Source organism: Azoarcus indigens, from assembly GCF_004361735.1.
GTDB classification, from domain to species: Bacteria; Pseudomonadota; Gammaproteobacteria; order Burkholderiales; family Rhodocyclaceae; genus Azoarcus; species Azoarcus indigens.
In genome coordinates, this window is sequence record NZ_SNVV01000022.1 from 68,700 (window position 1) to 90,555 (window position 21,856).

Consider the following 21,856-nt stretch of genomic DNA (forward strand, 5'->3'; position numbering starts at 1 on the left):
GGGAACTCAGGCGGCAGGCGGCGGCGTGGCGCCGCCGGAAGCGCGGCGCGAAGCGATGCAGGCGCGTACCGAGTCCACCAGGCCGGTGCGCACCGAGGAGGGCAGCAGCAGCACGCGGGCGAGGAATTCGCTGGCGAACATCAGCGCGATCAGCGGCGGCGTCAGCAGGTTGATCAACAGCGACCACACATGCGGCGGGCCAAAGAAGAATAGGCCGGTGGAAACGGTGGCCATGGCGGCGAAGAACAGCGTCCACGCCAGGGTGGCGCCGCGGGTGTAGCGCGCCAGCGCCGGGTGCATGGCGTCGCCGTGCACCATCCGGGCGAAGCGGGTGATGGTGGCCTCGCCGTCGCCGGCCAGGCTGCGGCCGAAGCCGAGGGCGAGCAGGCTGAACACACCGGCGTGCTGGACGAAATACACCCATTCGAAACGGGCCTCCACCAGCGTCCACGACTGCCACAGGCCGACGGCGACCGCCGCCCACAGCGCCAGTGCGGCGCCGCGGTTGCGGCTCTTCCACGCCATGGCGAGGGCGATACCCATGTAGGGCACGACCGCGACCAGCGCGCCCAGGGTGCTGGGCTGGCCGGGGGCGGTGGTGATGTGGGCCAGCCAGAGATAGCCGGCGAAGGCTGCGCCGGCGAGGATGCCGCGGCCCAGGCGCAGCGGGCACACCATCACTGCGTCCTGTGGGTGGCGATGTAGTCGGCCAGGCTTTGCAGCGAGGAGAAGATGCGCAGGTTGTCTTCGTTGTCGGCGCGCAGCGAGAAGCCATAGCGCTTGGAGACGACGAGGGCGACTTCGAGGATGTCGATGGAGTCCAGGCCCAGGCCTTCGCCATAGAGGGGGGCTGCGGGGTCGATGTCGCTGGGGCGGATCTCGAGATTGAGCGCGGAGACGGTCATCTCGGCGACTTCGGCAAGCAAGGTGGCGTCGGCAGTGGCGGAAACGTTCTGGGTCATGTTGCGTGCTGGAGGGCCGGGCAGGCGCGGCGGCCGTCCGGTTCCGTCAATACTTTAGGGAGAGGCGGATGTTAACTTCCGCCAAGGGTTTTCGGGGAAATTTCGCGGTGTAGCGCCTGTTTCGTCACGTTTCTCCCCCGATATGACGGTGTTGCCCCGCCAGCCGGTGACAGGCGGCGGCACGGGCGGCGGTGGCCGTGAACCGGCGCCGGCCTGCTTACGTTTTCTTGCGCGTTCAGGCCGCCTGCGGGCGGGGTTGCTCGACACGGCGGGAGATCTTCACCGGCGACATCGCTGCCCTGGCGTCGGCCTGCAGCTCCGGGCTGAGGAAGGGCGACAGGCCGCGCGGCTGGCGCGGGTGGGGGGTGAACGCCTGCGCGGCGGCTTCCAGCTGCGCCTTGTTGGCGCTGAAGTAGCGCGCCGCCTGCACGATCTGCGGCAAGTGGCGCAGCACGTGCCACAGGCTCCAGCGGTGCTGCCATAGGCGTTTGGCGAAGCGGCGGCGGTAGGGCTTGCTGTCGTAGAAGCGGCGCACATGCCAGTTGTAGAGGGCGTCCATCTCGGCGCGGGAATCGAAGCCCTTGGGCTTGAAGACGAAGTTGAGGCAGTTCATCAGCCGCCAGTCCTCGTCGAACTCGCCTTCGTGGCCGGAGACGCATTCGTCCCAGATGGGCGCGCCGTACATCGGGCTGAACTTGGTCATGTTCATCTCGTCCAGGTCCAGCGACAGGATGAAGTCACTGGTGGCCTTGAGTGTTTCCGGGGTCTCGCCCGGCAGGCCGAAGATGAACAGGCCCTTGGCGCGCAGCCCGGCGGCGTGGATCTGCTCCACCGTCTTCCTCACCGCCTCCAGCGTCACCCCGGCCTTGTGCCGCTCCATCATGCCGGGGTCGGCGGATTCAATGCCCATGGACACCATCAGCGCGCCAGCACGCTTGAGCAGCGCCAGCATCTCGTCCGAGGTGTGGCCGGTGCGGATGGCACAGTTGAAGTCTACGCCCAGCGGCTTGGCGATCAGCAGCTCGCACAGCTCGTGGATGCGCTTCTTGTGGGCGGTGAAGAGGTCGTCGTAGATGTTGATGTGACGCACGCCGAAGTCGTCGCGCAGGTGCTGCATGTGCGCGTGCACGTATTCGGCGGAGTTGTACTTATACAGGCGCTCGTACACCGTGCGGTCGCAGAAGGAACAGGTGTAGGGGCAGCCGCGCGAGGTGATCATGGTGGCGCCCCAGCGCTTCTCGTAGGAGAACAGCGGCAGGTGGTAGCCCTGAGGGAAGCCGGCCAGCTTGTGGTAGGCGGGGAAGGGCAGCTCGTCCAGGTCCAGGATGCGGGTGCGGCGCGGGTTGATCACCGGCTTGCCGCCACCGTCGCGGTAGATGATGTTGGCGATCTCCGCTTCGGCCATCCCGTCGGCAATGTCCAGCATGGCGCCTTCGCCCTCGCCGATGCAGAGGTAGTCGATCTCCGGGAAGTGGGTGAGCAGCGGCGCGCCGATGGAGGAGGCGTGCACATTGCCGAAGAAGGTCTTCACATGTGGCCGCTTGCGCTTGATGTAGGCGGCCATGTCCACCGCGTCCATGAAGCCGGAGGTGGTGGCGGAGAAGCCGACCAGCTCCGGGTCGGTCGCCAGCACCTGCTCGGCGTTGGCCTCCAGCGACGGCGGCGCGTAGGGGCCCAGGCAGTCGTGCACCGCGGTCGGGTGGCCGTGCTGCTCCAGCCAGGCGGCCAGCTGCAGGATGCCGATGGGCGCCATGCGATTGGCCAGCACCGAGAAGTCGGGCTGGCCGGGCACGAAGTTGAAACCGGCAGGGTGGACGAGGGTGACGCGCATGGCCGTCTCCGGCGGGAACAGGCCGCCATTCTCGCCGATTACCTTTTCGCCGATAAGGTCTTGTCGCCCGGCACGGGCGCGGTTCAGGCGGCCTCGGCAGCCTTCAGGATCAGCGCGGCGTTGCTGCCGCCGAAGGCGAAGGCGTTGGAGAGGACGTGGCGCAGCGGCATGGCCTGCCCCTGCTGCAGGTGGGTCACGCCCTGGCACTCCACCGCGACCTGGGCCAGGTGAGCGGTGGGCGGACAGTGGCCGCGGCGCAGCGCGAGCACCGCGATCAAGGCCTCCAGCGCGCCGGTGGCGCCGAGCTGATGGCCGTGCATCGACTTGGTGGCGCTCACCGGCAGGCGGGCCGCGCGCTCGCCGAAGACCTGGCGCAGGGCCTGGATCTCGACCGGATCGCCTTCCGGCGTGGCGGTGCCGTGGGCGTTCACATAGTCGATGTCGGCCGGCGTCAGCCCGGCGTCGGCCAGCGCGGCCTGGATGGCGCGGGCCTGGCCGACGGCATCCGGCCGCACCAGGTGGCTGGCATCGCAACTGCTGCCGTAGCCGGCGAGTTCCGCGAGGATGCGGGCGCCGCGGCGGTGGGCGTGTTCGTAGTCCTCCAGCACCAGCGCGGCGCCGCCTTCGCCCAGCACCAGGCCGGCGCGGTCGGCGCTGAAGGGACGACAGGCGCGGTGGGCGGTGTGCTCGTCGCCGCCGGCCAGCACACGCATGGCTTCCCAGGCGCGCAGGATGCCGTAGGACAGCGGTGCTTCCGAGCCGCCGGCCACCACCACGTCCGCCTCGCCGCAGCGGATGCGGCGGGCGCCCTCGCCGATGGCGGTGGCGGAGGAGGCACAGGCGATGGAATAGGTGAGACAGGCGCCGCCCAGCCGCAGCTGGATGCCGATGTGGGAGGCGGCGGCATTCACCATGCCCAGCACCACCGACAGCGGCGATACCCGCTGGCGGCCGGCGATGAAGAGTTCGCGGTAGCCGCGTTCGAAGGTCAGCGTGCCGCCCAGCGCGGTGCCCCAGGACACGCCGTAGCGCGGATCGGCCTCCGCCTCGGTGCGCTCGCCCAGGCCGGCGTCGCGCCAGGCGTCCAGCGCGGCGGCGACGCCCAACTGGCAGTAGCGGTCCATGGTCATCGCCAACGGCCGGCCCAGCGTGGTTTCGGCGTCGAAATCGGCGCAGCGCACCGAGGGCAGGGCAAGCCGGGTAGGCGCATCCGGCGGCGCGTAGAGGGCGACCGCGGAGTCGCCGGCGAGCAGGTGATCGAACAGCGTGTCCGGAGCGCGGCCCCATGGCCCTTGCAGGCCGAGGCCGGTGACGACGACGCGGCGCAGCGCCCTCATCCGCGCAGGCGGGTGAGGATGGCGTTCAACTCGCCCACGGTGCGTGGCGTGGGCAGATCGCGCGGCAGCGGCGTGCCGGTCTTGTCCTCGAAGTCGAACAGCAGCTCCAGGAGCATGAAGGAGTCTATGCCCAGACCGCGGAAGTCGGTTTCCGGGGTGACCCGTTCGGGCTCGATGCCGAGTCTGTCGCGGGCGAACTCGCGCACTAGCGTTAGGGTTTCCATGGCTGCATTGTCCGGAAGGTTGCGCCGGGCCGCCTTGATGAGGGTCAGTGTGGGCGGGCCCGCGGCCGGCGCGGGATTATAGCGGCGGCTTGCGGAACTTCCACGCATTGTAGGGTAGTGAGAACCGGCGGCAAGGCGCGGCTGTCGACCCCACTCCTTTCTCCTGGAGACCGTGATGCCCCTTCCGCTGGACAGCGAACGCGAGATTGCCGCCCGCCTGGTGGTGCTGACCCTGATTGCCGACGGCGAACTCGCCAGCCGCGAGGTGGAGGCGTTGGAGCGCCATCACATCGCCGAACTGCTGGGCGTGCCCGGCGACGTGCTGGTCAGCGCGGTGGCAGCGCATTGCCAGGGGCTGCTGGCGCGGGACGGCAGCCCGCTGCGGGTGCTGGACCTGGAACAGACCGAACGCCTGCTCGACAGCGTGCGCGACCCGGCGCTGCGCATCATTACCTGCCGGGCGATGCTGGTGCTGTCCAAGGCGGATGGCCGCATCACCCTGCCGGAGCAGACGCTGCTGCGGCATGCGCTGACGCGCTGGGGGCTGACGCTGGAGGATGTGTCCTGAAGGCGGGGTTTTCGACGTTGCCCGCGAGGCAACGCGGACCATTGATATCGATCGGGAATTTTCCCTCTCCCCTTGTGGAATAGGGCTGGGGAGAGGGGGCGCCCCGAAAGGGCGGCTGCTTTCCAGTCTGGCGCACTGTTCCCCTTCCCTCCCCGGCCCCGCTCCGCGCCCCGGCCCTGCGGCCTGTCGGCCCCGGGACGCGCCGGCGGCGAAGCGATGCTTCGCTTGTCCCGCCTACGCCCCGCGAGGGGAGGGGATGCAAGTCATCACACCATTCGGTTCCCCGAGCCGTATTGCAGGCATTTCCTCTGTGGAGATCCCGGGGGCGGGTCAAGCAGGCGTCGAGCGTGCTCTGCCGCGCGCCCGTCCTCAGCGCACCGGCGCGTAATCCACCGGCACCCATTCGTAGCTGCCCTTGGTTTCCCGGCGCACATGGCCGAGGCCGGGGAAGGGCAGGTGCATGCCGGCCACCAGCAGTTTTTGCCGCACTGCGCGGGCGAACAGCTTCTGCCGGGTGGCGGAGGCGAGCTTGCGCTCCACGTCGAACTCGATGGTGATCTCCGGATTTTCGAACTGGGTGGCCGCGCTATGCACGATGTCGCCCCACACCAGCAGCTGCTGGCCGCCGGAGGCGATCAGGAAGGCGCTGTGGCCCGGGGTGTGGCCGGGCGCCGCGACTGCGCTGATGCCGGCCAGCAGCTGGGCGCCATCGTCGAAGGTCTGCCATTTGCCGCTCTCGCGGTAGGGCGCGGTGGCGGACTGCGCCATCTGGAAGAAGGGCTTGGCTTCCTGCGGCGCCTTGGCCAGCGCCTCCGCCGGCAGCCAGAAATCGGCATCGGCGCGGGAGGCGTAGACGGTGGCGTTGGGGAAGGCGGGCTTGCCATCGGCGTCGAGCAGGCCGTTCACATGGTCGCCGTGGAGGTGGGTGAGCAGCACCGCGTCGATCTGCGCGGGCTGGTAGCCGGCCGCCTTCAGGTGGTCGATGACGAAGCCGAGCGAGGGGCCGAACTGCTTGGCGGCGCCGGTATCGATCAGCACCAGCTTGTCGCCGGTATTCACCAGGTAGGTGTTCACCGCTGTCTGCAGCGTGTCGCCGGCGCGGAAGCGGCGCGCCAGCAGGCGCTGGATGTCGCGCTGGCTGGCGCCTTTGAGCAACTTGGCGTCGAGTTCGATGTAGCCGTCGTACAGGGCGGTGATTTCGTAGCTGCCGACCATCATCCGGTAGTAGCCCGGCACCTGGGTCTTCACCTGGGGGGCTTCGGCATGGGCGGGCGCCGGCGGCAGCAGCGGGGTGGCGCAGGCGATGAAGGCGGCGGCTAGCCAGCCACGGGTGCGGGAAAGGCGCATTGCATACACTCCGGGGGGAAAGTGCGGAATGTAGCGCAGAAGCTTGCGGGACGGGGCCAGGGCACCGGGCTGTAAGCAGCTGGTGCAGGCGCCGCCCCGCGGGAGCGGCCGGGTGAATGGACGTCGTTTCAGCCGGCGTTGCCGCTGTCCTGCTGCTGATCCCTCGCCTGGCCGGTGCGCAGGTGCACCGCCAGCCACACCGCATCGCCGGATACCGCGTCCACCCGGTGGCGTTGCCGGGCCGGCAGGATGATCCAGTCGCCCGCGGCCAGCGTCAGCTTCGTTCCGTCCTCGAAAGCCAGGGTGGCGCTGCCCGCCGCCAGCAGCACCCATTCGTCCTCCGCCTGCTCGTACCAGAAGCCAGGCGGGCTGGCGTGGCCGAAGGAGACGATGCGCTCCACCCGGCCGCAAGGGGTCTCCAGCAGCGCTTCGAAGCGCTCTGCATCCGCAAGCGGCGGCAGCCTGCCCAGCAAGCTGCCGCGCCGTGGCATCACTGGTAGCGGCTCCACAGGATGCGGATATGGGAGGAGCTGGTTTCCTCGGTGGTGGAGGACGAGGTGCAGCCGGTGCCGGGCTGGTACAGCTGGTCGCTGCTCAGCCCGGAGGTGACGACCTTGAGGCCGCCCTGGCTGATGGTGGTGGTGCTGGTGGCATTGGCGCCCACCGTCAGTGTGCCGAAGATAGTGGTGGTTGCCCCTTCCAGGGTGATGCCCCGGCCGAGCAGGACGTTGCCGTGGATCTCCCAGCCGCTGGAGGACAGCGCGCCCTCGGTCATGATCGCCGTGTTGCCGATGGGCAGGCCGGTATGGGTGGCGCCGCTGGCGTCGGTCCAGGTGGCGAAGTTGAAGGTGCTGCCGCTGCGGGTGCACAGGTTGGACGGGTAGAAACTGCCGCCGCAGGTCTGGCTCACCGTGGCGTAGTTGGGCGCATACAGGGGCACATGGCCGCTGCTGGTCAGGGTGACGTTGCCGGTGGCGAGCAGAGCGTTGTAGAGGTTGGCCTGGGTGCCGCTGTTTACGCCGTTGATCTGCACCTTGCCATCGAACCACAGCACGCCGGCAGGGAATTTGTACACACCGTCCAGGGACCAGCCGTTGGCTGGGGTGGAACTGCGCAGGCAGTGGCTGTTGTACCAGCTGCACTGCATGAAATCGAAGCCGCCCAGGGTGCGCAGGTCGGTGGTCGCCAGGTTGTAGGTGCCGTCTATGCTCTCGTTGTTGTCGCCGCGCTTGACGTTCTGCACCTTCAACATCGGCGTGTTGCCGTCGAAGTAGAAGATGTAGTTGGCGCCGTCCTTGTAGTTGTCGGTGTCTATCGCCTGCACCGTGGTGTCGCAGTAAGGCAGGCCGGGCAGGCCGGGATCGGTGCCGGCGACGCTGCGGTTCAGGGTGATGCCGGCGACGGTCGCGTTGTCGGGAACCAGGGTCTTGTTGCTGCTGGCGTAGAGGTGGCCGGCGATGTTGCCCGAGTTGATCGTCGGGAAGTTGTAGTTGGAGTACTGCGAGTAGCCGGCCTGCGTGGCCCAGGTGTCGCCCCCGCCGGTGAGCTTGCCTATGGTGCCGGTGATGACCTTGAACATGCCGTGCGACATCACGTCGGTGTAGGTGCCGCCCCAGCCGGTGATGGAGACTTCATTGCCCCACATGGTGCCCGCGGTGCCGCCGGCGTAGTTCAGCGTGCCGCCGGTGACGCCGGTATGGCTCAGGCTGAAGCTGGCCGGCAGCGTGCCGGAGCCGGAGAGGCGCACCACGTCGGTCGCGACCGGCGTCACCAGGCCGGCGCTGCTGATGGCGGCGCTACCCAGGGGCACCGCGTAGCGGGTGCCGTCGGAGAGGGTGACGACGATGGTGTTGCCGGCCGGCGGCAGGATGTAGTTGGTGCTCAGGATGCTGCCGCCGGTCACCGCGGTGCCGACCACCGCGCCATGGCTGTCCACCACGTTGGCGGTGAAGGCGCCCGCCTGCAAGGTGGTGTAGCTGCCACCGTTCTGGTTGATGTACAGGTTCTTGGCCCAGAGGGAGACGGAGCTGGGCTGGCTCATGTTCGAGATGGTGATGTTGCCTTCGGAGTACAGCGTGGCGCCGTTGGCGATGCCGCCGCCGGTGAGCGAGATGTCGTTCTTGGTGCAGCCGGAGGTCATCGCGGTGGAGGCGCTGCCCACCGTGAGGTTGCCGCTGATGGCGACGTTGGTCAGCGCATTGTTGCTGTTGACGATCTGCATCGAGCCGCCGCTGTAGTTCACATCGCCATTGAATACCATCACCGCCTTGGGCGAAGCCGCGCAGGCGGTGGCGCCGGGCGTGGTGCTCTCGGTGGTGCTCGTCTCCAGGCTGTACACCACCTCCAGCGTGGCCCGTGCTTCGGCCTTGCCGCTCTCTTCGGTGATGCCGGTGATGGCGGCCCAGATGGCGGGCGCCGCGCCGCTAACGTCAACCTTGGTGAACTTGGCCTGGATGCCGCTCAGCGCGGTGCCGTCGGCCTGCTGCAGGGTGATGGGCACATTGGTGGGCTTGACGCCGGTTTCGCTGTTGGCGGTGTTGAGTTTGGTCACCAGGCCGTCGAGTTCGCCGCGCTGCTGCAGGCCATCCAGGTACTGGCGGACGATCTCGGCGCCAGTCCAGGCACGGATCTGGGCCTGGGTCTGGGCGTGCAGCGCCACCGCCTGCTCCTGGTTGCCGCGGATGCGGTACATCACCCCCAGCACCGCGGCCGACAGCGAGAAGCCGGCGAACAGCACGATGAGGATGGTGGCGACACCTCGCTGGCGCTTGCGCGTGGAGAAACGGGAAGGAAGCGTGGCGCGCATGGCGGGGCTCAGGCGGTGGGCGCCGGAAAGTTCGGCAGGCAGACGGTGGAGGGCATGGACGGGCGGGAGGTGTCCAGGTTGCCGCTGCTGTCGAGGTAGTTGGCGGTGAGGCCGATGGTGAGCGCGCCGGCGCTGTCGGTGACGCCGAAGGGCTTGCACTCGCCGGCGGTGGCGACCACCTCGATGGCGATGCGGTTGTCGCCGCCGGCCGAGCCCACCAGCTTGAAGGTCGAGGTCCAGGCCACGCTGGTTGCCGCCGTGCCGGCATTGCTGCAGGCATTGGTGGTGGAGAGGAAGTACAGGGTCTGGTTGGTGAACACCAAGCCGTAGCAGGTGTTCTGTTCCCGCCAGACGACCGCGTTGCCGCTGCCCGGCAGGCTGCTCCGCACCGTGCCGGACAGGCGGTTGTTGCTCAGCGTGGTGTCGGAGAGCACGACGATCTCGCTGCCATAGCTGGCGCTGTCGATCAGGAAGCCGGCGCCCTGCAGCTTTTTCTGTGCCGCCAGCAGGCCGGTGCTGAGCTGGCCGCTGAGCTGGGCACCCTGGCCGGCATCCACGGTAACGCGCAGCGTGCTCTTGTAAACAGAGAGCATGGCGAGCACGACCAGCATGGACAGCAGCAGGCCTATCATCAGGCTGATCAGGGAAACGCCCTGCTGGCGGTTGACGGAATCCATGGCTGTGCTCATTGCAGGGAGATCACAATGGAGCCGTCGCCGCCGAACAGTTCGCGGGTGACGTCGCTGCCGGCGGTGGAAACGGAGGTCAGCGTCTTCACGCTGGCCAGCGTCTCGCTGGTTTCGGTGCCGTTCATGGTGTAGCGCACGGTGACGTTCTCGGTGGTGCACTCCGGCGAGAAATCCACCGACTTGCCGGCCAGGGTGATCGTCACCGTCTCGGTGGCGCAGGGCTCGCTCACGTGCTGCAGCTTCTCGCGGATCTCGGCGATGGCCAGGTTCTGAGTGTTGAGGTAGCGCTGGCTGTTGGCCGCGCGGGCGGTGGAGTAGGCCAGGCCGAGCCCGACCACCGCCATCAGCACGATGCCGATCAGGGCTTCGAGCAGGGCGTCGCCCCGCTGGCGGCTGGCGGCCGTTTTCATCGTGTCATTCCAGCAGGCCACTGCTGCTCTCCCCACCTTTGCTGATCGAATACCGGCGCGCCGTGGCCGAGGAGCGCGGCACGCCCATGTTGTCCAGCGCGATCGTTCCGCTGGCGGCGCCGCCCAGGGTCACGCTTACGTTGGCGCCGCGCGACAGGTCGGCCTGCCACACCAGGGCGCTGCCGCCGGCGGAGCAGTTGGCGTTGGTCGGGCTGCCCTTGCAGATGTAGAGGACGCCGTCCGCCAGCTTCATCCCCGCGGCGTCGGTGCTGCCGGCGACGCCATTGGGATTGCGCAGCGCAACCGCCCGCATCTGCGCGTAGCCCTGCGCCAGCAGGCTCTCGCTCTCGCCCACCTGGGCACCATAGATCCAGCGCGAGGTAAGCGGCACACCCAGGATGGCGAGGATGGACATGATGACGATGACGATCATCAGCTCGATCAGGGTGACGCCGCTGAGCCGCCGCTTCATCGCGGCCTCACCAGGTATTGCCGGACAGGCCGCAGCCCGAGGTGGCGGAACGCGTGGTGTTGCCGGTGTGGGGAACGACGAGGGTGACGTCGCAGCCGCTCATGGGGCCGCTCTTGCCGGTAGCCTTCAGGGTGTACTGCGTGTTCTCGAAGGAGGAGGAATAGGTGAAGAACTCCGCCACCGCAGCGCTCCAGCCGCCCTGCCAGTCGTCGGTATCGGTGGAGTCGGTCGGGTAGCTGAGTTTCTTCTGGTAGAAGTTCTCGACGTTCAAGCTGAGGGCAACCAGGTCCGCGCCGGCCGCCTTGGCGCGGCTCTTCTTGATATAGGACTGGTAGGCCGGCAACGCCACCGCGGCGAGGATGGCGACCACGGCAACAACGATCATCAGCTCGATCAGGGTGAAGCCGCCCGGTTTCCGCGGCGCGGAGGCGAGAAAGGGTGGGCTGGCGGAAGGTCTATTACCAGCGTTAGGGGGATGCGCAGCCATCGCGGTACCGGGGAGTCTTTGGCGACGCAGGTGTGGAAACGATTTCCACGAGAAAAGACCATACGCCGTCTACGGTCTAGATGCTAACAAAGGCATAGATCGACTACTAGGCACTAGGTCACGGCATTTTCTGTCTTTAGCTGACATTACGTGGGCGGGATATCCACCCGCCTACGTCATGCGGCCGGGCCGGGATCTGGCCTAGGCGCCGCCGTGTTTCTTCGCATCCACCAGGGGGACGACGCCGGGCATCTCGAAGCGCTGGCGGCCGGGCTCCATCTCGGTCAGCGGCGTGCAGGGGCGCAGCGTGGCCAGGCTGCGCACGGCCAGTTCCTGGTAGGTACGGGTGCCGTCGCCCTTCCAGCCTATTTCCTGGGCGCTGAGGTCGCGCACGATCTTCGCCGGCATGCCGGCCACCAGCTTGCGCGGCGGTATCTCCATGCCGGCCTTGACGAAGGCGCAGGCGGCCACGATGGCTTCCTCGCCCACCACCGCGTTGTCCATGATCACCGCGTTCATGCCCACCAGCGCGTTGCGGCCGATGCGGCAGCCGTGCAGCACCGCGCCGTGGCCGATGTGGCCGTCTTCCTCCACCACCGTGTCGGTGCCGGGGAAGCCGTGCATGGTGCAGTTGTCCTGGATGTTGCTGCCGGCCTCCAGCACCAGGCGGCCGAAGTCGCCGCGCAGGCTGGCGAGCGGAGCGACGTAGCAGCGCGGGCCGATGATGACGTCGCCGATCAGCACCGCGTCCGGATGGACGTAGGCGCTGGGATGGATGACCGGCCGCAGGCCGTCGATTTCGTAGCAGGGCATGGAGAGGTGCTCCTTGCGAATGAGGCCGGATCACATGAAGGCATCCGGCCCGGGCGTCTGGTAACGTGCGTTGCGTGGTGGCGATGGCGCCGCGGCTGCCCTCGCTCCGGCCGCGTGCGAGGGCGGCGACGCAAACTCGCCCGGCAGGCCGGGCTCAGACATGCGCCGCCTTCTCCCCTCGCACACGTCCTGCGCTCGGCGCGACAGACCTTGCCGGCCCACGGCGCCACCGCCATCTGGGGAAGTGGTGGGCCGCTCAGCCTTTACGCGACGTGATACCGCCGCTGCACCACCCGGAAGCGGTTGGCGACGAAGGCGGCGTCGGAGTAGCTGGCATTGGCCGCCGGGTTCATGCCCACGCCGTGGTAGTCGGAGAAGGCGGCCGACTGGTTCACGAAAACCCCGCCGGTGAGGTTGATGGACAGCGCCACGCCGGCGCGCAGCGTGGCCTCGGTCATCGCCTCCAGCACTTCCGCCTTGGTGGAGTAGATGCCCACCGTCAGCGCGCCGTGCTCGCGCACGATGCGCTCCGACAGCGCCACCGCGGCGGCGCCGTCGGCCACCTTGACGATGAAGGAGATGGGGCCGAAGCGCTCCTCCATGTAGCTCTTCTCGTCGGCGGCGTCGCAGGTCAGCAGCACCGGGGTGCGCACCTCGGCCTTGGGGAACTCCGCATGCTCGACCTTGCGCGAGGCCAGCACCACCTTGCCGTACTCGCCGGCTTCGTCGATGCGCGCCAGCGTGGCTTCGGACTGGATCGCGCCCAGCACCGCGGTGGCGGTGGCCGGATCGGCGAGGAACTTGTCGATGGCCGCAGCCAGGTCGGCCGCCACCTCGTCGAAGCCCTTGCGGCCCTGGTCGGTGTCGATGCCGCCGGCCGGCACCAGGATGGCCTGGGTGGTGGTGCACATCTGACCGGCGTACAGGCTCAGCGTGAAGGCGAGGTTGCGCAGCATCGCCTTGTAGTTGTCGGTGGATTCGATCACCACGTTGTTCACGCCGGCCAGCTCGGCATACACCTGCGCCTGGCGGGCGTTGTCCAGCAGCCACTGGCCGAACACATTGCTGCCGGTGAAGTCGATGGACTTCACCGCCGGGTCGGTGGCCAGCGCCTGAGTGTCGGCGCGCTTGTCCACCACCGCCAGCGTCACCGTGTTCGGGTCCAGGCCCTGCTCGGCCAGCACCTCGCGGGCGATGCGCACCGTCAGTGCCGCCGGCAGGATGGCGTTGCTGTGCGCCTTGACGATCACCGGGTTGCCGGTGGCCAGCGCGGCGAACAGGCCGGGGTAGGTGTTCCAGGTGGGGAAGGTGCCGCAGCCGATCACCAGCGCCACGCCGCGGCCGACGATCTCGTAGTGCTTCTGCATCTTCAGCGGCGGGTTCTTGCCCTGCGGCTTCTCCCACACGGCCTCCGCCGGCACCTTGCTCATTTCCGCCCAGGCCCAGGCTACCGCCTCCAGGCCGCGATCCTGCGCGTGCGGGCCGCCGGCCTGGAAGGCCATCATCCAGCCCTGGCCGCTGGTCATCATCACCGCGTGGGCGATCTCGAAGCTGCGCTTGTTCAGGCGGTCGAGGATTTCCAGACAGACACCGACGCGGCCCTGCGCGCCCACCTTGCGCCAGGCCGGCATGGCCGCCTGCGCCGCTTCCACCAGTGCTGCCGGCGTGCTCACCGGGTAGCGCACGTCCAGCGCGATGCCATAGGGCGAGCGTTCCGGCGAGGTCCAGCCGGTGACGCCGGGCTGGCCGAGCTCGAATTCCTTGCCCAGGCAGGCCTCGAAGGCCTTCTTGCCGTCATCCGCGGCGGTTTCGCCATAGACCTTGGGGCTGGGCATTTCCGGGTAGGGCGTCCAGTAGCCGCGGCCATGGATGGCTGCGACGGCGGCGTCCAGGGTGGCTTGATGCTTCTCGAACAGCGGGTGGCTCATCGGGTGTCTCCTCCGGTTGGGCTGGGCGGCGCGCCCCGCGTGGGGGCTGGTTTTCTCGTGCTTGCCGGATGTTGCATTGCGGCAAGAAAAGTCAAGCGCAAAGGGCTTGTTTTTTGATCTGGATCAAGCCTACTATTGATTGACCGGTCGGTCAAACAACGCCGGAAGCCAGTCGGGAGGCCCGACGAAGCCAGGTGGCGCGATCGACATCGAGAACGATAATCCCGCGGCGTGCGGTGCGCACGAACCCATGAACGCGGAAACAAGGAGAGAGACACATGAGCGGTGAAGCGACGACCTACGGCGAGGCCATCCTTCTGGACGTCAACGGCGGCGTGGCCACGCTGACGCTGAACCGGCCGGACCGGCTGAACAGCTTCAACGAAGGCATGCATCGCGAGATGCGCGCCGCGCTGGCGGCGGTGAGGGCGGGGCGCGAGGACGGCAGCGTGCGCGTGCTGGTCATCACCGGCGCCGGTCGTGGCTTCTGTGCCGGCCAGGATCTGTCGGATCGCAATGTTTCCGCCGGTGCCGAAGCGCCCGACCTCGGCGCCTCCATCGAGAAGAACTACAAGCCCCTGGTGATGGCGCTGCGCAACCTGGAGCTGCCGGTGATCGCCGCGGTGAACGGCGTCGCCGCCGGTGCCGGCGCCAACATCGCGCTGGCCTGTGACATGGTGTTCGCCGCCCGCTCCGCCAGCTTCATCCAGGCCTTCGCCAAGCTCGGCCTCATCCCGGATACCGGGGGCACCTGGGCGCTGCCCCGCCTGCTCGGTCCGGCACGCGCCCTCGGCCTCGCCCTGCTGGGCGACAAGTTGCCGGCCGAACAGGCCGAAGCCTGGGGCCTGATCTGGAAGTGCGTGGATGACGAAGCGCTGCTGCCCGCCGTGCAGCAGGTCGCTACCCAGCTCGCCGCCGGCCCCACCTTCGGCTACGCCCAGACCAAGAAGGCGATCTGGTCCAGCTCCACCAACGACTTGGAAACCCAGCTCGACCTCGAACGCGACCTGATGCGCCAGTGCGGCCGCTCCGCCGACTACCGCGAAGGCGTGGCCGCCTTCATGGAAAAGCGCGCGCCGCAATTCACCGGCAAGTAAGCAGCGCCCCTGCGCGGCCGGCTTGCGCGCCGGCCACGCGGAAAAACGAAGCACACCAATAAGAACAACCCCGATGGAGACAAAAGGCATGAGCGAAGCCCAATACCGTGACATCGCCGGCGGCCTGGACCCGCAGGCCCTCGCCGAGCGCGTGCGCGACGGCATGTACGAGCGCGACCAGGCGGCGCGCAGCCTGGAGATGGGCTTCACCGAAGTCGGCCCCGGCCGCGCCACCATGACCATGCGGGTGCGCGAGGACATGCTGAACGGCTTCCGCATCTGCCACGGCGGCTTCATCACCACCCTGGCCGACACCGCCTTCGCCTACGCCTGTAACAGCGGCAACGAGCAGACGGTGGCCTCCGGCATCAGCGTGGACTTCATGGCCCCCGGCCGTCCGGGCGATCTGCTCACCGCCGCCGCCCAGCGCGTCTCCGAATCCGGCCGCACCGGGGTGTACGACATCACCGTCACCAACCAGAGCGGCGAACTCATCGCCGTCATGCGCGGCAAGTCCTACCGCATCAAGGGCCGGCCGGTCGTCGAACTTTAAAGAAGCAAGAGGGGCGGCCGCCGCGGCGGCACGCAACCCGGAACCGACAGAGAGAGGAGAAAGGACATGCCGTTGAACAGCTATGCGCCGCCCCAGCTGGAGCCGATCGAGAAGGCCAGCGTGGACGAGCTGCGCGCCGTGCAGCTCGAGCGCCTGAAGTGGACCCTGCGCCACGCCTACGAGAATGTGCCGCACTACCGCAAGGCCTTCGACGCCAAGGGCGTGCATCCGGACGACTTCAAGTCCTTCTCCGACCTCGCCAAATTCCCCTTCACCGCCAAGGGCGACCTGCGCGACAACTACCCCTTTGGCATGTTCGCCGTGCCGATGGACAAGGTCGCCCGGGTGCATGCCTCCTCCGGCACCACCGGCAAGCCCACCGTGGTCGGCTACACGCTGAAGGACATCGACACCTGGGCCACCGTGGTGGCGCGCTCCATCCGCGCCGGCGGCGGCCGGCCGGGCGACATGGTGCATGTTTCCTATGGCTACGGCCTCTTCACCGGCGGCCTGGGCGCCCACTACGGCGCCGAGAAGCTGGGCTGCACCGTGGTGCCGATGTCCGGCGGCCAGACCGAGAAGCAGATCCAGGTGATCCAGGACTTCAAGCCCAAGATCATCATGGTCACCCCCTCTTACATGCTCACCATCCTCGACGAGATGGAGCGCATGGGCATAGACCCGAAATCCACCTCGCTCAAGGTCGGCATCTTCGGCGCCGAACCCTGGACGCCGGCGATGCGCGAGGCGATGGAAGCCCGCTCCGGCATGGACGCGGTGGACATCTACGGTCTCTCCGAAGTGATGGGCCCGGGCGTGGCCAGCGAGTGCGTGGAGACCAAGGACGGCCCCACCATCTGGGAAGACCACTTCTACCCCGAGATCATCGACCCGCAGACCGGCGAAGTGCTGCCCGACGGCGCCGAGGGCGAGCTGGTATTCACCTCGCTCAGCAAGGAAGCGATGCCGGTGATCCGCTACCGCACCCGCGACCTCACCCGCCTGCTGCCGCCGTCGGCCCGCAGCATGCGGCGCATGGCCAAGATCACCGGCCGCTCGGACGACATGCTGATCATCCGCGGCGTCAACGTTTTCCCCACGCAGATCGAGGAACTGATCTGCCGCATGCCCAAGCTCGCGCCCCAGTACCTGCTGGAACTGGACAAGCAGGGCCACATGGACACGCTCACGGTGAAGGTCGAAATCAACCCCGAGGCTGGCGTCGGACGCCATCCGGAGCAGAAGGAAGCGCTGGCCAAAGAGCTGGCCCATGGCATCAAGAACCTGATCGGCATCTCCGCCAAGGTCATCGTCGGCGAGCCCTTCAGCATCGAACGCGTCACCGTCGGCAAGGCCCGGCGGGTGATCGATCACCGCCCGAAATCCTGAACCCTCGCGCGGCGCCCCGCCGCCGCGCCCCGCAAGCAAGGAGGTCCCATGTACACCCAAGCTTTGGATATCCCCCAACAGAACGCCGATGCCAAGCCGCTGCGCGCCATCGAGAACGCTGCCTACCAGGCCGAGTTCGACGCCAAGGTGGACGCCGGCGGTTTCATCGAGGCCAAGGACTGGATGCCTGAGGCCTACCGCAAGACGCTGATCCGCCAGATCAGCCAGCACGCCCACTCCGAGATCGTCGGCATGCTGCCGGAAGGCAACTGGATCAGCCGCGCGCCCAGCCTCAAGCGCAAGGCCATCCTGCTCGCCAAGGTGCAGGACGAGGGCGGCCACGGCCTCTACCTCTACGCCGCCGCCGAAACCCTGGGCGTGTCGCGCGACGAGCTGATGGAGGCGCTGCACTCGCGCCGCGCCAAGTACAGCTCCATCTTCAACTACCCCACGCTGAACTGGGCCGACGTCGGCGTCATCGGCTGGCTGGTGGACGGCGCCGCGATCATGAACCAGATCCCGCTGTGCAAGTGCAGCTACGGCCCCTACGCCCGCGCCATGATCCGCGTCTGCAAGGAAGAGTCCTTCCACCAGCGCCAGGGCTACGACCTGCTGCTCACCATGATGCGCGGCACGCCGGAACAGCAGGAGATGGTGCAGGACGCGGTGAATCGCTGGTGGTGGCCCTCCATCATGATGTTCGGCCCCCACGACAAGGACAGCGTGCATACCGACTCCGCGCGCTGGGGCATCAAGCGTATCTCCAACGATGACCTGCGGCAGAAGTTCGTCGACGCCACCGTCAAGCAGGCCGAAGTGCTGGGCGTGACCCTGCCCGACCCCGAGCTGAAGTGGAACGCGGAACGCGGCCACTACGACTTCGGCGCCATCGACTGGGAAGAATTCTGGAACGTGGTGAACGGCCACGGCCAATGCAACGTCGATCGCCTGGCCGAGCGGGTGCAGGCCTGGGAAGACGGCGCCTGGGTGCGCGAAGCCGCCCTGGCCCACGCCGAGAAGCAGGCGGCACGCGAGCAGGCCGGCCGGGCTGCGGCCTGAGCGGGTAACTGGAAAACCTCCGCCGGCACCCCCGCCGGCGGACGACGAGACAAGCGCTCCCGACGCCTGCCGGCTCGCAGGCCCGGAGAGCGCGTGGAGGAAGTCCCGGCCGGCGCCGACCCGGCCGGGGCCTCTCGAGCAGAGAGAAACCCACCAAAACAGAACGCAGCGGGTGGTGTCGCCACCCCAGGAGGAAACAGATGGAACGCAAGGAATGGCCGCTGTGGGAAGTCTTCGTCCGCAGCCGCAACGGGCTGGACCACAAGCACTGTGGCAGCGTGCACGCCCCTGACGCCAAGCTGGCGCTGCAGGTTGCGCGCGATGTCTACACCCGCCGCCAGGAAGGCGTGTCGATCTGGGTGGTGAAGGCGGACAACATCGTCGCCTCCGATCCGGACGCCAAGCCCGAGCTGTTCGACCCGGCGGAAGACAAGATCTACCGCCATCCCACCTTCTACCAGCTGCCCGAAGAAGTCGGCCACATGTAAGGAGATGGCGATGAGCGAACAGACCCTGGCCGCCGCCCCCGGCACGGCCACGCCCGAGCAGCTGGAATACCTGCTGCGCCTGGGCGACAACGCCCTCATCCTCGGCCAGCGCCTGTCCGAGTGGTGCGGCCATGCGCCGGTGCTGGAAGAAGACATGGCGCTCGCCAACATGGCGCTGGACCTCGTCGGCCAGGCCCGCCTGCTGCTGACCCACGCCGGCCAGAGCGAAGGCCGCGGCCGTGACGAAGACCAGCTCGCCTTCCTGCGGGTGGAGCGCGACTACCGCAACGTCACCCTGGTCGAGCTGCCCAATGGCGACTTCGGCCGCAGCGTGGTGCGCAACTTCCTCTTCTCCGCCTTCCAGGTGCTGCTCTACGGCCGCCTCTCCAGCTCCGCCGACGCCGGCCTTGCCGCCATCGCCGCCAAGAGCCTGAAGGAAGCGCGCTACCACATGAGCCACGCCGCCGAATGGACCATCCGCCTGGGCGACGGCACCGCCGTGTCCCACGACAAGGCCCAGGCCGCCCTGGATTACCTGTGGCCCTACACCGCCGAACTCTTCGCCGCCAGCCCGGCGGACGACGCGGTGGCCGCCGCCGGCATCGGCCCAGCGTGGAGCGAGCTGGAAGCCGAATGGGAAGACCTGGTGCTGCCGGTGCTGGCCGAGGCCACGCTGACCGTGCCGGCGCGGGTGCCGTTCAAGACCTACGGCAAGTTCGGCCGCCACAGCGAACACATGGGCCACCTGCTGGCGACCATGCAGTACATGCAGCGCACCTACCCGGGCGCGCAGTGGTAGCACCGGCGCCGGAAAAGTCCGCCACGGCCGCCAGCCGCCGCGGCTTTTCCATCCGCCTCACTGGAGACGAACGAGCATGCTGACCGAAGCCCAGGCCTGGAAGGCGCTTGCCGCGGTACCCGATCCCGAGATCCCGGTGGTCTCGGTGACCGAACTCGGCATCATCCGCGAAGTGGAAGCCGGGGCCGACGGCCTGCGGGTGGTGGTGACGCCCACCTACTCCGGCTGCCCGGCCACCGAGATGATCGCCAGCAGCATCGAAGAAGCCCTGCTCGCCGCCGGTGCCGGCCGCGTGTCCATAGACACCCGGCTGGACCCCGCCTGGACCAGCGACTGGATAGGCAGCGAGGCGCGGGAAAAGCTGCGTGCCTACGGCATCGTCCCGCCCAGCGGGCAGGCCGCCGTCGGCGGCGCGCGGCCGCTGCACTTCGTGCGCCGCAGCCCGCTCGCCTGTCCGCGCTGCGGCTCCACCGACACCACCCGCCTGTCCGAGTTCGGCTCCACCGCCTGCAAGGCGCTCTACCGCTGCCGCAGCTGCCTGGAACCCTTCGAATACTTCAAGCCGATCTGATCCCGCCGCGACGTCGGCGGGGCACGGAGACACCGACATGACGCCGAAATTCCACCCCCTGAAGATCGCCGAGGTGCGCCGCGAGACGCCGGACGCGGTCAGCCTGCGCTTCGACATCCCGGCCGAGCTCGCGCCGGACTACGCCTTCATCCAGGGCCAGCACCTCACCCTCAAGGTCCGCGTCGGCGACGAGGACCTGCGCCGCTCCTATTCCATCTGCGCCGGGGTGGACGACTGCGAACTGCGCGTCGCCATCAAGAAGGTGGAGGGCGGCCGTTTCTCCACCTGGGCCAACGAAGGCATACAGGTCGGCGACGTCGTCGAGGTGATGACGCCCGAAGGCCGCTTCCACACCCCGCTGGACCCGGCCCACGCCAAGCACTACGTCGCCTTCGTCGCCGGCAGCGGCATCACCCCGGTGCTGTCGCTGATCAAGACCACGCTGAAGGTCGAGCCCAAGAGCCGCTTCACGCTGGTCTACGGCAACCGCCGCCAGACCAGCGTGATGTTCGCGGAGGCGCTGGAAGACCTGAAGAACCGCTACCTGTCGCGCTTCACCCTGTACAACCTGTTCTCCCGCGAAGAGCAGGAGGTGCCGCTGTTCAACGGCCGGCTGGATGCGGCCAAGGTCGCCCAGTTCCTGGACACGCTCATTCCGGCGGACAGCATCGACGAAGCCTTCATCTGCGGCCCCGGCGCGATGATCGACGAAGTCGAAGGCGCGCTGCTCAAGGGCGGCCTGGCCGCCGAGCATGTGCACCTGGAGCGCTTCGGCATTCCCGACTTCGCCCCGGCCCACCACGCCGAAGCCGGCGACGCGCCGCAGGCCCGCATCACCGTGGTGGCCGACGGCCTGCGCCGCGAGATGGAGTTCCGCCCGGAAGACCCCTCCATCCTCGATGTCGCCCTGCGCAGCGGCATGGACCTGCCCTACTCCTGCAAGGGCGGCGTCTGTTGCACCTGCCGCGCCAAAGTGCTGGAGGGCAAGGTGCGCATGGACAAGAACTACACCCTGGAACAGGCCGATGTGGACGCCGGCTACGTGCTCACCTGCCAGGCCCATCCGCTGACCGAGCGGGTGGTGATCAGCTTCGACGATCGTTGAGCGGCAGGCATGCGCGCCTGTCGCGCATGCCGCGGCTCTTGTAGAGTTGCGGGTTTCGCCGGCAGCCGCCGGTGCGGGAAAGGAATACATGGCCAGGGGCAAGTCAGCCACATTCGAGCAACAACGCGGCGCCATCCTCGCGGAGGCGGCGCGGCTGTTCGCCGAAAAAGGCTTCCACAACGCCTCCATGGCCGAGCTGGCCAAGGCCTGCGGCGTCTCCAAGCCGCTGCTTTACCACTACTACCGCGACAAGGAGCACATCCTTTTCGACATCGCCGACAGCTACATGGACCAGCTGCAGGCCATCGTCGTGGACGTGGAGGGCGAGGGCAGGGCGGCCGAGCCGCACCTGGCCGAACTCGTGATGCGCTTCATGAAGGAATACGAGCATTCCCAGAGCCAGCACGTGGTGCTGGTGCAGGATGTGAAGTTTCTCCAGGCCGAGCAATCGCGGCAGGTGGTGGAAAAGCAGCGCCGGGTGGTGGCGGCCTTCGCCGATGCCATCGAGCGGGTGGAGCCGGGGCTGAAGCGGCGGCGGCTGGACAAGCCGGTGGCCATGATCCTGTTCGGCATGATCAACTGGACCTTCACCTGGCTGCATGCGGATGGCCGTTTCACCTACGCCGACATGGCGCCGGTGGTCACCGCCATCCTGCTCAACGGCGTGAAGGGCCTGCTGGCCACTGAAACCCTGCGCGCAGCCTCGGCGCATACCACCGCGGACGCCGCCTGAGCGCGCCGCGAAACGACAACGACAAGGAGCAACCCCAGTGAGTGAAGTCTTCATCTGCGACGGCATCCGCACCCCCATAGGCCGCTACGGCGGCGCCCTCTCCGGCGTGCGCGCCGACGACCTCGCCGCCCTCCCGATCAAGGCGCTGATGGAACGCAACGCCGGCCTGGACTGGTCCGCCCTGGACG

Annotated in this window: 24 protein-coding genes and 2 pseudogenes; 11 read left to right on the forward strand and 15 right to left on the reverse strand. The window is 68.1% G+C overall.

The features are described 5' to 3' along the window. Nucleotides 1–6: 6 nt before the first annotated feature. The 5 genes from C7389_RS19915 to C7389_RS19935 all read right to left on the reverse strand — a co-directional run bounded on the left by C7389_RS19915 (nt 7) and on the right by C7389_RS19935 (nt 4,354). Nucleotides 7–678 (reverse strand): COG4648 family protein, encoded by a 672-nt coding sequence (locus tag C7389_RS19915; RefSeq protein WP_133594406.1) that lies wholly within the window; start codon nt 676–678, stop codon nt 7–9. Beyond that, nucleotides 678–962, reverse strand: coding sequence for a phosphopantetheine-binding protein (locus C7389_RS19920; RefSeq protein ID WP_133594407.1), 285 nt, complete (start codon nt 960–962; stop codon nt 678–680). The genes C7389_RS19915 and C7389_RS19920 overlap by 1 nt, the downstream gene beginning before the upstream one ends. A 235-nt stretch (nt 963–1,197) precedes the next feature. Further along, nucleotides 1,198–2,793, reverse strand: coding sequence for a B12-binding domain-containing radical SAM protein (locus C7389_RS19925; RefSeq protein WP_133594408.1), 1,596 nt, complete (start codon nt 2,791–2,793; stop codon nt 1,198–1,200). An 83-nt stretch (nt 2,794–2,876) separates the two neighbouring features. Continuing rightward, a complete protein-coding gene (locus tag C7389_RS19930) occupies nt 2,877–4,130 on the reverse strand; it encodes a beta-ketoacyl-[acyl-carrier-protein] synthase family protein (RefSeq protein ID WP_133594409.1) in 1,254 nt (417 codons plus the stop codon). Further along, nucleotides 4,127–4,354 (reverse strand): acyl carrier protein, encoded by a 228-nt coding sequence (locus C7389_RS19935; protein ID WP_133594410.1) that lies wholly within the window; start codon nt 4,352–4,354, stop codon nt 4,127–4,129. Before C7389_RS19935 ends, C7389_RS19930 begins: the two co-directional genes overlap by 4 nt. A 175-nt stretch (nt 4,355–4,529) precedes the next feature. Between C7389_RS19935 and C7389_RS19940 the strand changes: the two genes are divergently transcribed. Continuing rightward, nucleotides 4,530–4,922 carry a hypothetical protein gene (locus C7389_RS19940; RefSeq protein WP_133594411.1) on the forward strand — a complete coding sequence of 131 codons (393 nt, stop codon included), beginning with the start codon at nt 4,530–4,532 and terminating at the stop codon, nt 4,920–4,922. A 369-nt stretch (nt 4,923–5,291) separates the two neighbouring features. Here the strand turns inward: C7389_RS19940 and C7389_RS19945 are convergent, their stop codons facing one another. From C7389_RS19945 to paaN, 10 genes and pseudogenes are all read right to left on the reverse strand, one after another. Next, nucleotides 5,292–6,269 carry an MBL fold metallo-hydrolase gene (locus C7389_RS19945; RefSeq protein ID WP_133594412.1) on the reverse strand — a complete coding sequence of 326 codons (978 nt, stop codon included), beginning with the start codon at nt 6,267–6,269 and terminating at the stop codon, nt 5,292–5,294. 128 nt (nt 6,270–6,397) lie between these two features. After that, the gene (locus C7389_RS19950; protein WP_133594437.1) at nt 6,398–6,760 is read right to left on the reverse strand and encodes a cupin domain-containing protein; all 363 of its coding nucleotides are present in this window, start codon (nt 6,758–6,760) and stop codon (nt 6,398–6,400) included. After that, nucleotides 6,760–9,075: a hypothetical protein gene (locus C7389_RS19955; RefSeq protein ID WP_133594413.1), complete on the reverse strand. Its 2,316-nt coding sequence runs from the start codon at nt 9,073–9,075 to the stop codon at nt 6,760–6,762. Before C7389_RS19955 ends, C7389_RS19950 begins: the two co-directional genes overlap by 1 nt. Before the next feature lie 8 nt (nt 9,076–9,083). Beyond that, the gene (locus tag C7389_RS19960; RefSeq protein ID WP_133594414.1) at nt 9,084–9,752 is read right to left on the reverse strand and encodes a PilW family protein; all 669 of its coding nucleotides are present in this window, start codon (nt 9,750–9,752) and stop codon (nt 9,084–9,086) included. Nucleotides 9,753–9,760: 8 nt separating this feature from the next. Then, a complete protein-coding gene (locus tag C7389_RS19965) occupies nt 9,761–10,174 on the reverse strand; it encodes a hypothetical protein (RefSeq protein ID WP_133594415.1) in 414 nt (137 codons plus the stop codon). A gap of 4 nt (nt 10,175–10,178) precedes the next feature. Further along, nucleotides 10,179–10,646 carry a pilus assembly FimT family protein gene (locus C7389_RS19970; RefSeq protein ID WP_133594416.1) on the reverse strand — a complete coding sequence of 156 codons (468 nt, stop codon included), beginning with the start codon at nt 10,644–10,646 and terminating at the stop codon, nt 10,179–10,181. 7 nt (nt 10,647–10,653) lie between these two features. Further along, on the reverse strand, nt 10,654–10,995 hold the full coding sequence (locus C7389_RS19975) for a type IV pilin protein (RefSeq protein ID WP_425455588.1): 342 nt from the start codon (nt 10,993–10,995) through the stop codon (nt 10,654–10,656). Then, nucleotides 10,969–11,031 (reverse strand): annotated as a pseudogene (locus C7389_RS25890) (pilus assembly protein TapA); the annotation flags it as partial. The pseudogene C7389_RS25890 and the gene C7389_RS19975, both read right to left, overlap by 27 nt. Before the next feature lie 303 nt (nt 11,032–11,334). After that, nucleotides 11,335–11,946 (reverse strand): phenylacetic acid degradation protein PaaY, encoded by a 612-nt coding sequence (gene paaY, locus C7389_RS19980; RefSeq protein WP_133594418.1) that lies wholly within the window; start codon nt 11,944–11,946, stop codon nt 11,335–11,337. 263 nt (nt 11,947–12,209) lie between these two features. Further along, nucleotides 12,210–13,874, reverse strand: a complete 1,665-nt coding sequence (paaN, locus tag C7389_RS19985) for a phenylacetic acid degradation protein PaaN (RefSeq protein WP_133594419.1) — start codon at nt 13,872–13,874, stop codon at nt 12,210–12,212. Nucleotides 13,875–14,152: 278 nt separating this feature from the next. Between paaN and paaG the strand changes: the two genes are divergently transcribed. From paaG to C7389_RS20035, 10 genes and pseudogenes are all read left to right on the forward strand, one after another. Continuing rightward, nucleotides 14,153–14,971 (forward strand): 2-(1,2-epoxy-1,2-dihydrophenyl)acetyl-CoA isomerase PaaG, encoded by an 819-nt coding sequence (gene paaG, locus C7389_RS19990; protein ID WP_133594420.1) that lies wholly within the window; start codon nt 14,153–14,155, stop codon nt 14,969–14,971. Nucleotides 14,972–15,059: 88 nt separating this feature from the next. Continuing rightward, nucleotides 15,060–15,524, forward strand: a complete 465-nt coding sequence (gene paaI / locus C7389_RS19995; RefSeq protein WP_133594421.1) for a hydroxyphenylacetyl-CoA thioesterase PaaI — start codon at nt 15,060–15,062, stop codon at nt 15,522–15,524. 66 nt (nt 15,525–15,590) lie between these two features. Further along, nucleotides 15,591–16,913 carry a phenylacetate--CoA ligase PaaK gene (paaK, locus tag C7389_RS20000; RefSeq protein WP_133594422.1) on the forward strand — a complete coding sequence of 441 codons (1,323 nt, stop codon included), beginning with the start codon at nt 15,591–15,593 and terminating at the stop codon, nt 16,911–16,913. 48 nt (nt 16,914–16,961) lie between these two features. Next, complete coding sequence (paaA, locus tag C7389_RS20005) at nt 16,962–17,972, forward strand: 1,2-phenylacetyl-CoA epoxidase subunit PaaA (protein WP_133594423.1); 1,011 nt, start codon at nt 16,962–16,964, stop codon at nt 17,970–17,972. 200 nt (nt 17,973–18,172) lie between these two features. Further along, nucleotides 18,173–18,460 carry a 1,2-phenylacetyl-CoA epoxidase subunit PaaB gene (paaB, locus tag C7389_RS20010; RefSeq protein WP_133594424.1) on the forward strand — a complete coding sequence of 96 codons (288 nt, stop codon included), beginning with the start codon at nt 18,173–18,175 and terminating at the stop codon, nt 18,458–18,460. Between the two features lie 10 nt (nt 18,461–18,470). Further along, nucleotides 18,471–19,259 carry a 1,2-phenylacetyl-CoA epoxidase subunit PaaC gene (gene paaC / locus C7389_RS20015; protein WP_133594425.1) on the forward strand — a complete coding sequence of 263 codons (789 nt, stop codon included), beginning with the start codon at nt 18,471–18,473 and terminating at the stop codon, nt 19,257–19,259. A gap of 76 nt (nt 19,260–19,335) precedes the next feature. Further along, entirely contained in the window at nt 19,336–19,830 is a 495-nt protein-coding gene (paaD, locus tag C7389_RS20020; protein ID WP_133594426.1) for a 1,2-phenylacetyl-CoA epoxidase subunit PaaD, read from the forward strand. Between the two features lie 37 nt (nt 19,831–19,867). Beyond that, nucleotides 19,868–20,935 (forward strand): 1,2-phenylacetyl-CoA epoxidase subunit PaaE, encoded by a 1,068-nt coding sequence (gene paaE / locus C7389_RS20025; protein WP_133594427.1) that lies wholly within the window; start codon nt 19,868–19,870, stop codon nt 20,933–20,935. Nucleotides 20,936–21,023: 88 nt separating this feature from the next. Beyond that, the gene (locus C7389_RS20030; RefSeq protein WP_133594428.1) at nt 21,024–21,668 is read left to right on the forward strand and encodes a TetR/AcrR family transcriptional regulator; all 645 of its coding nucleotides are present in this window, start codon (nt 21,024–21,026) and stop codon (nt 21,666–21,668) included. 37 nt (nt 21,669–21,705) lie between these two features. Next, nucleotides 21,706–21,856: pseudogene (locus C7389_RS20035) on the forward strand (3-oxoadipyl-CoA thiolase); the annotation flags it as partial.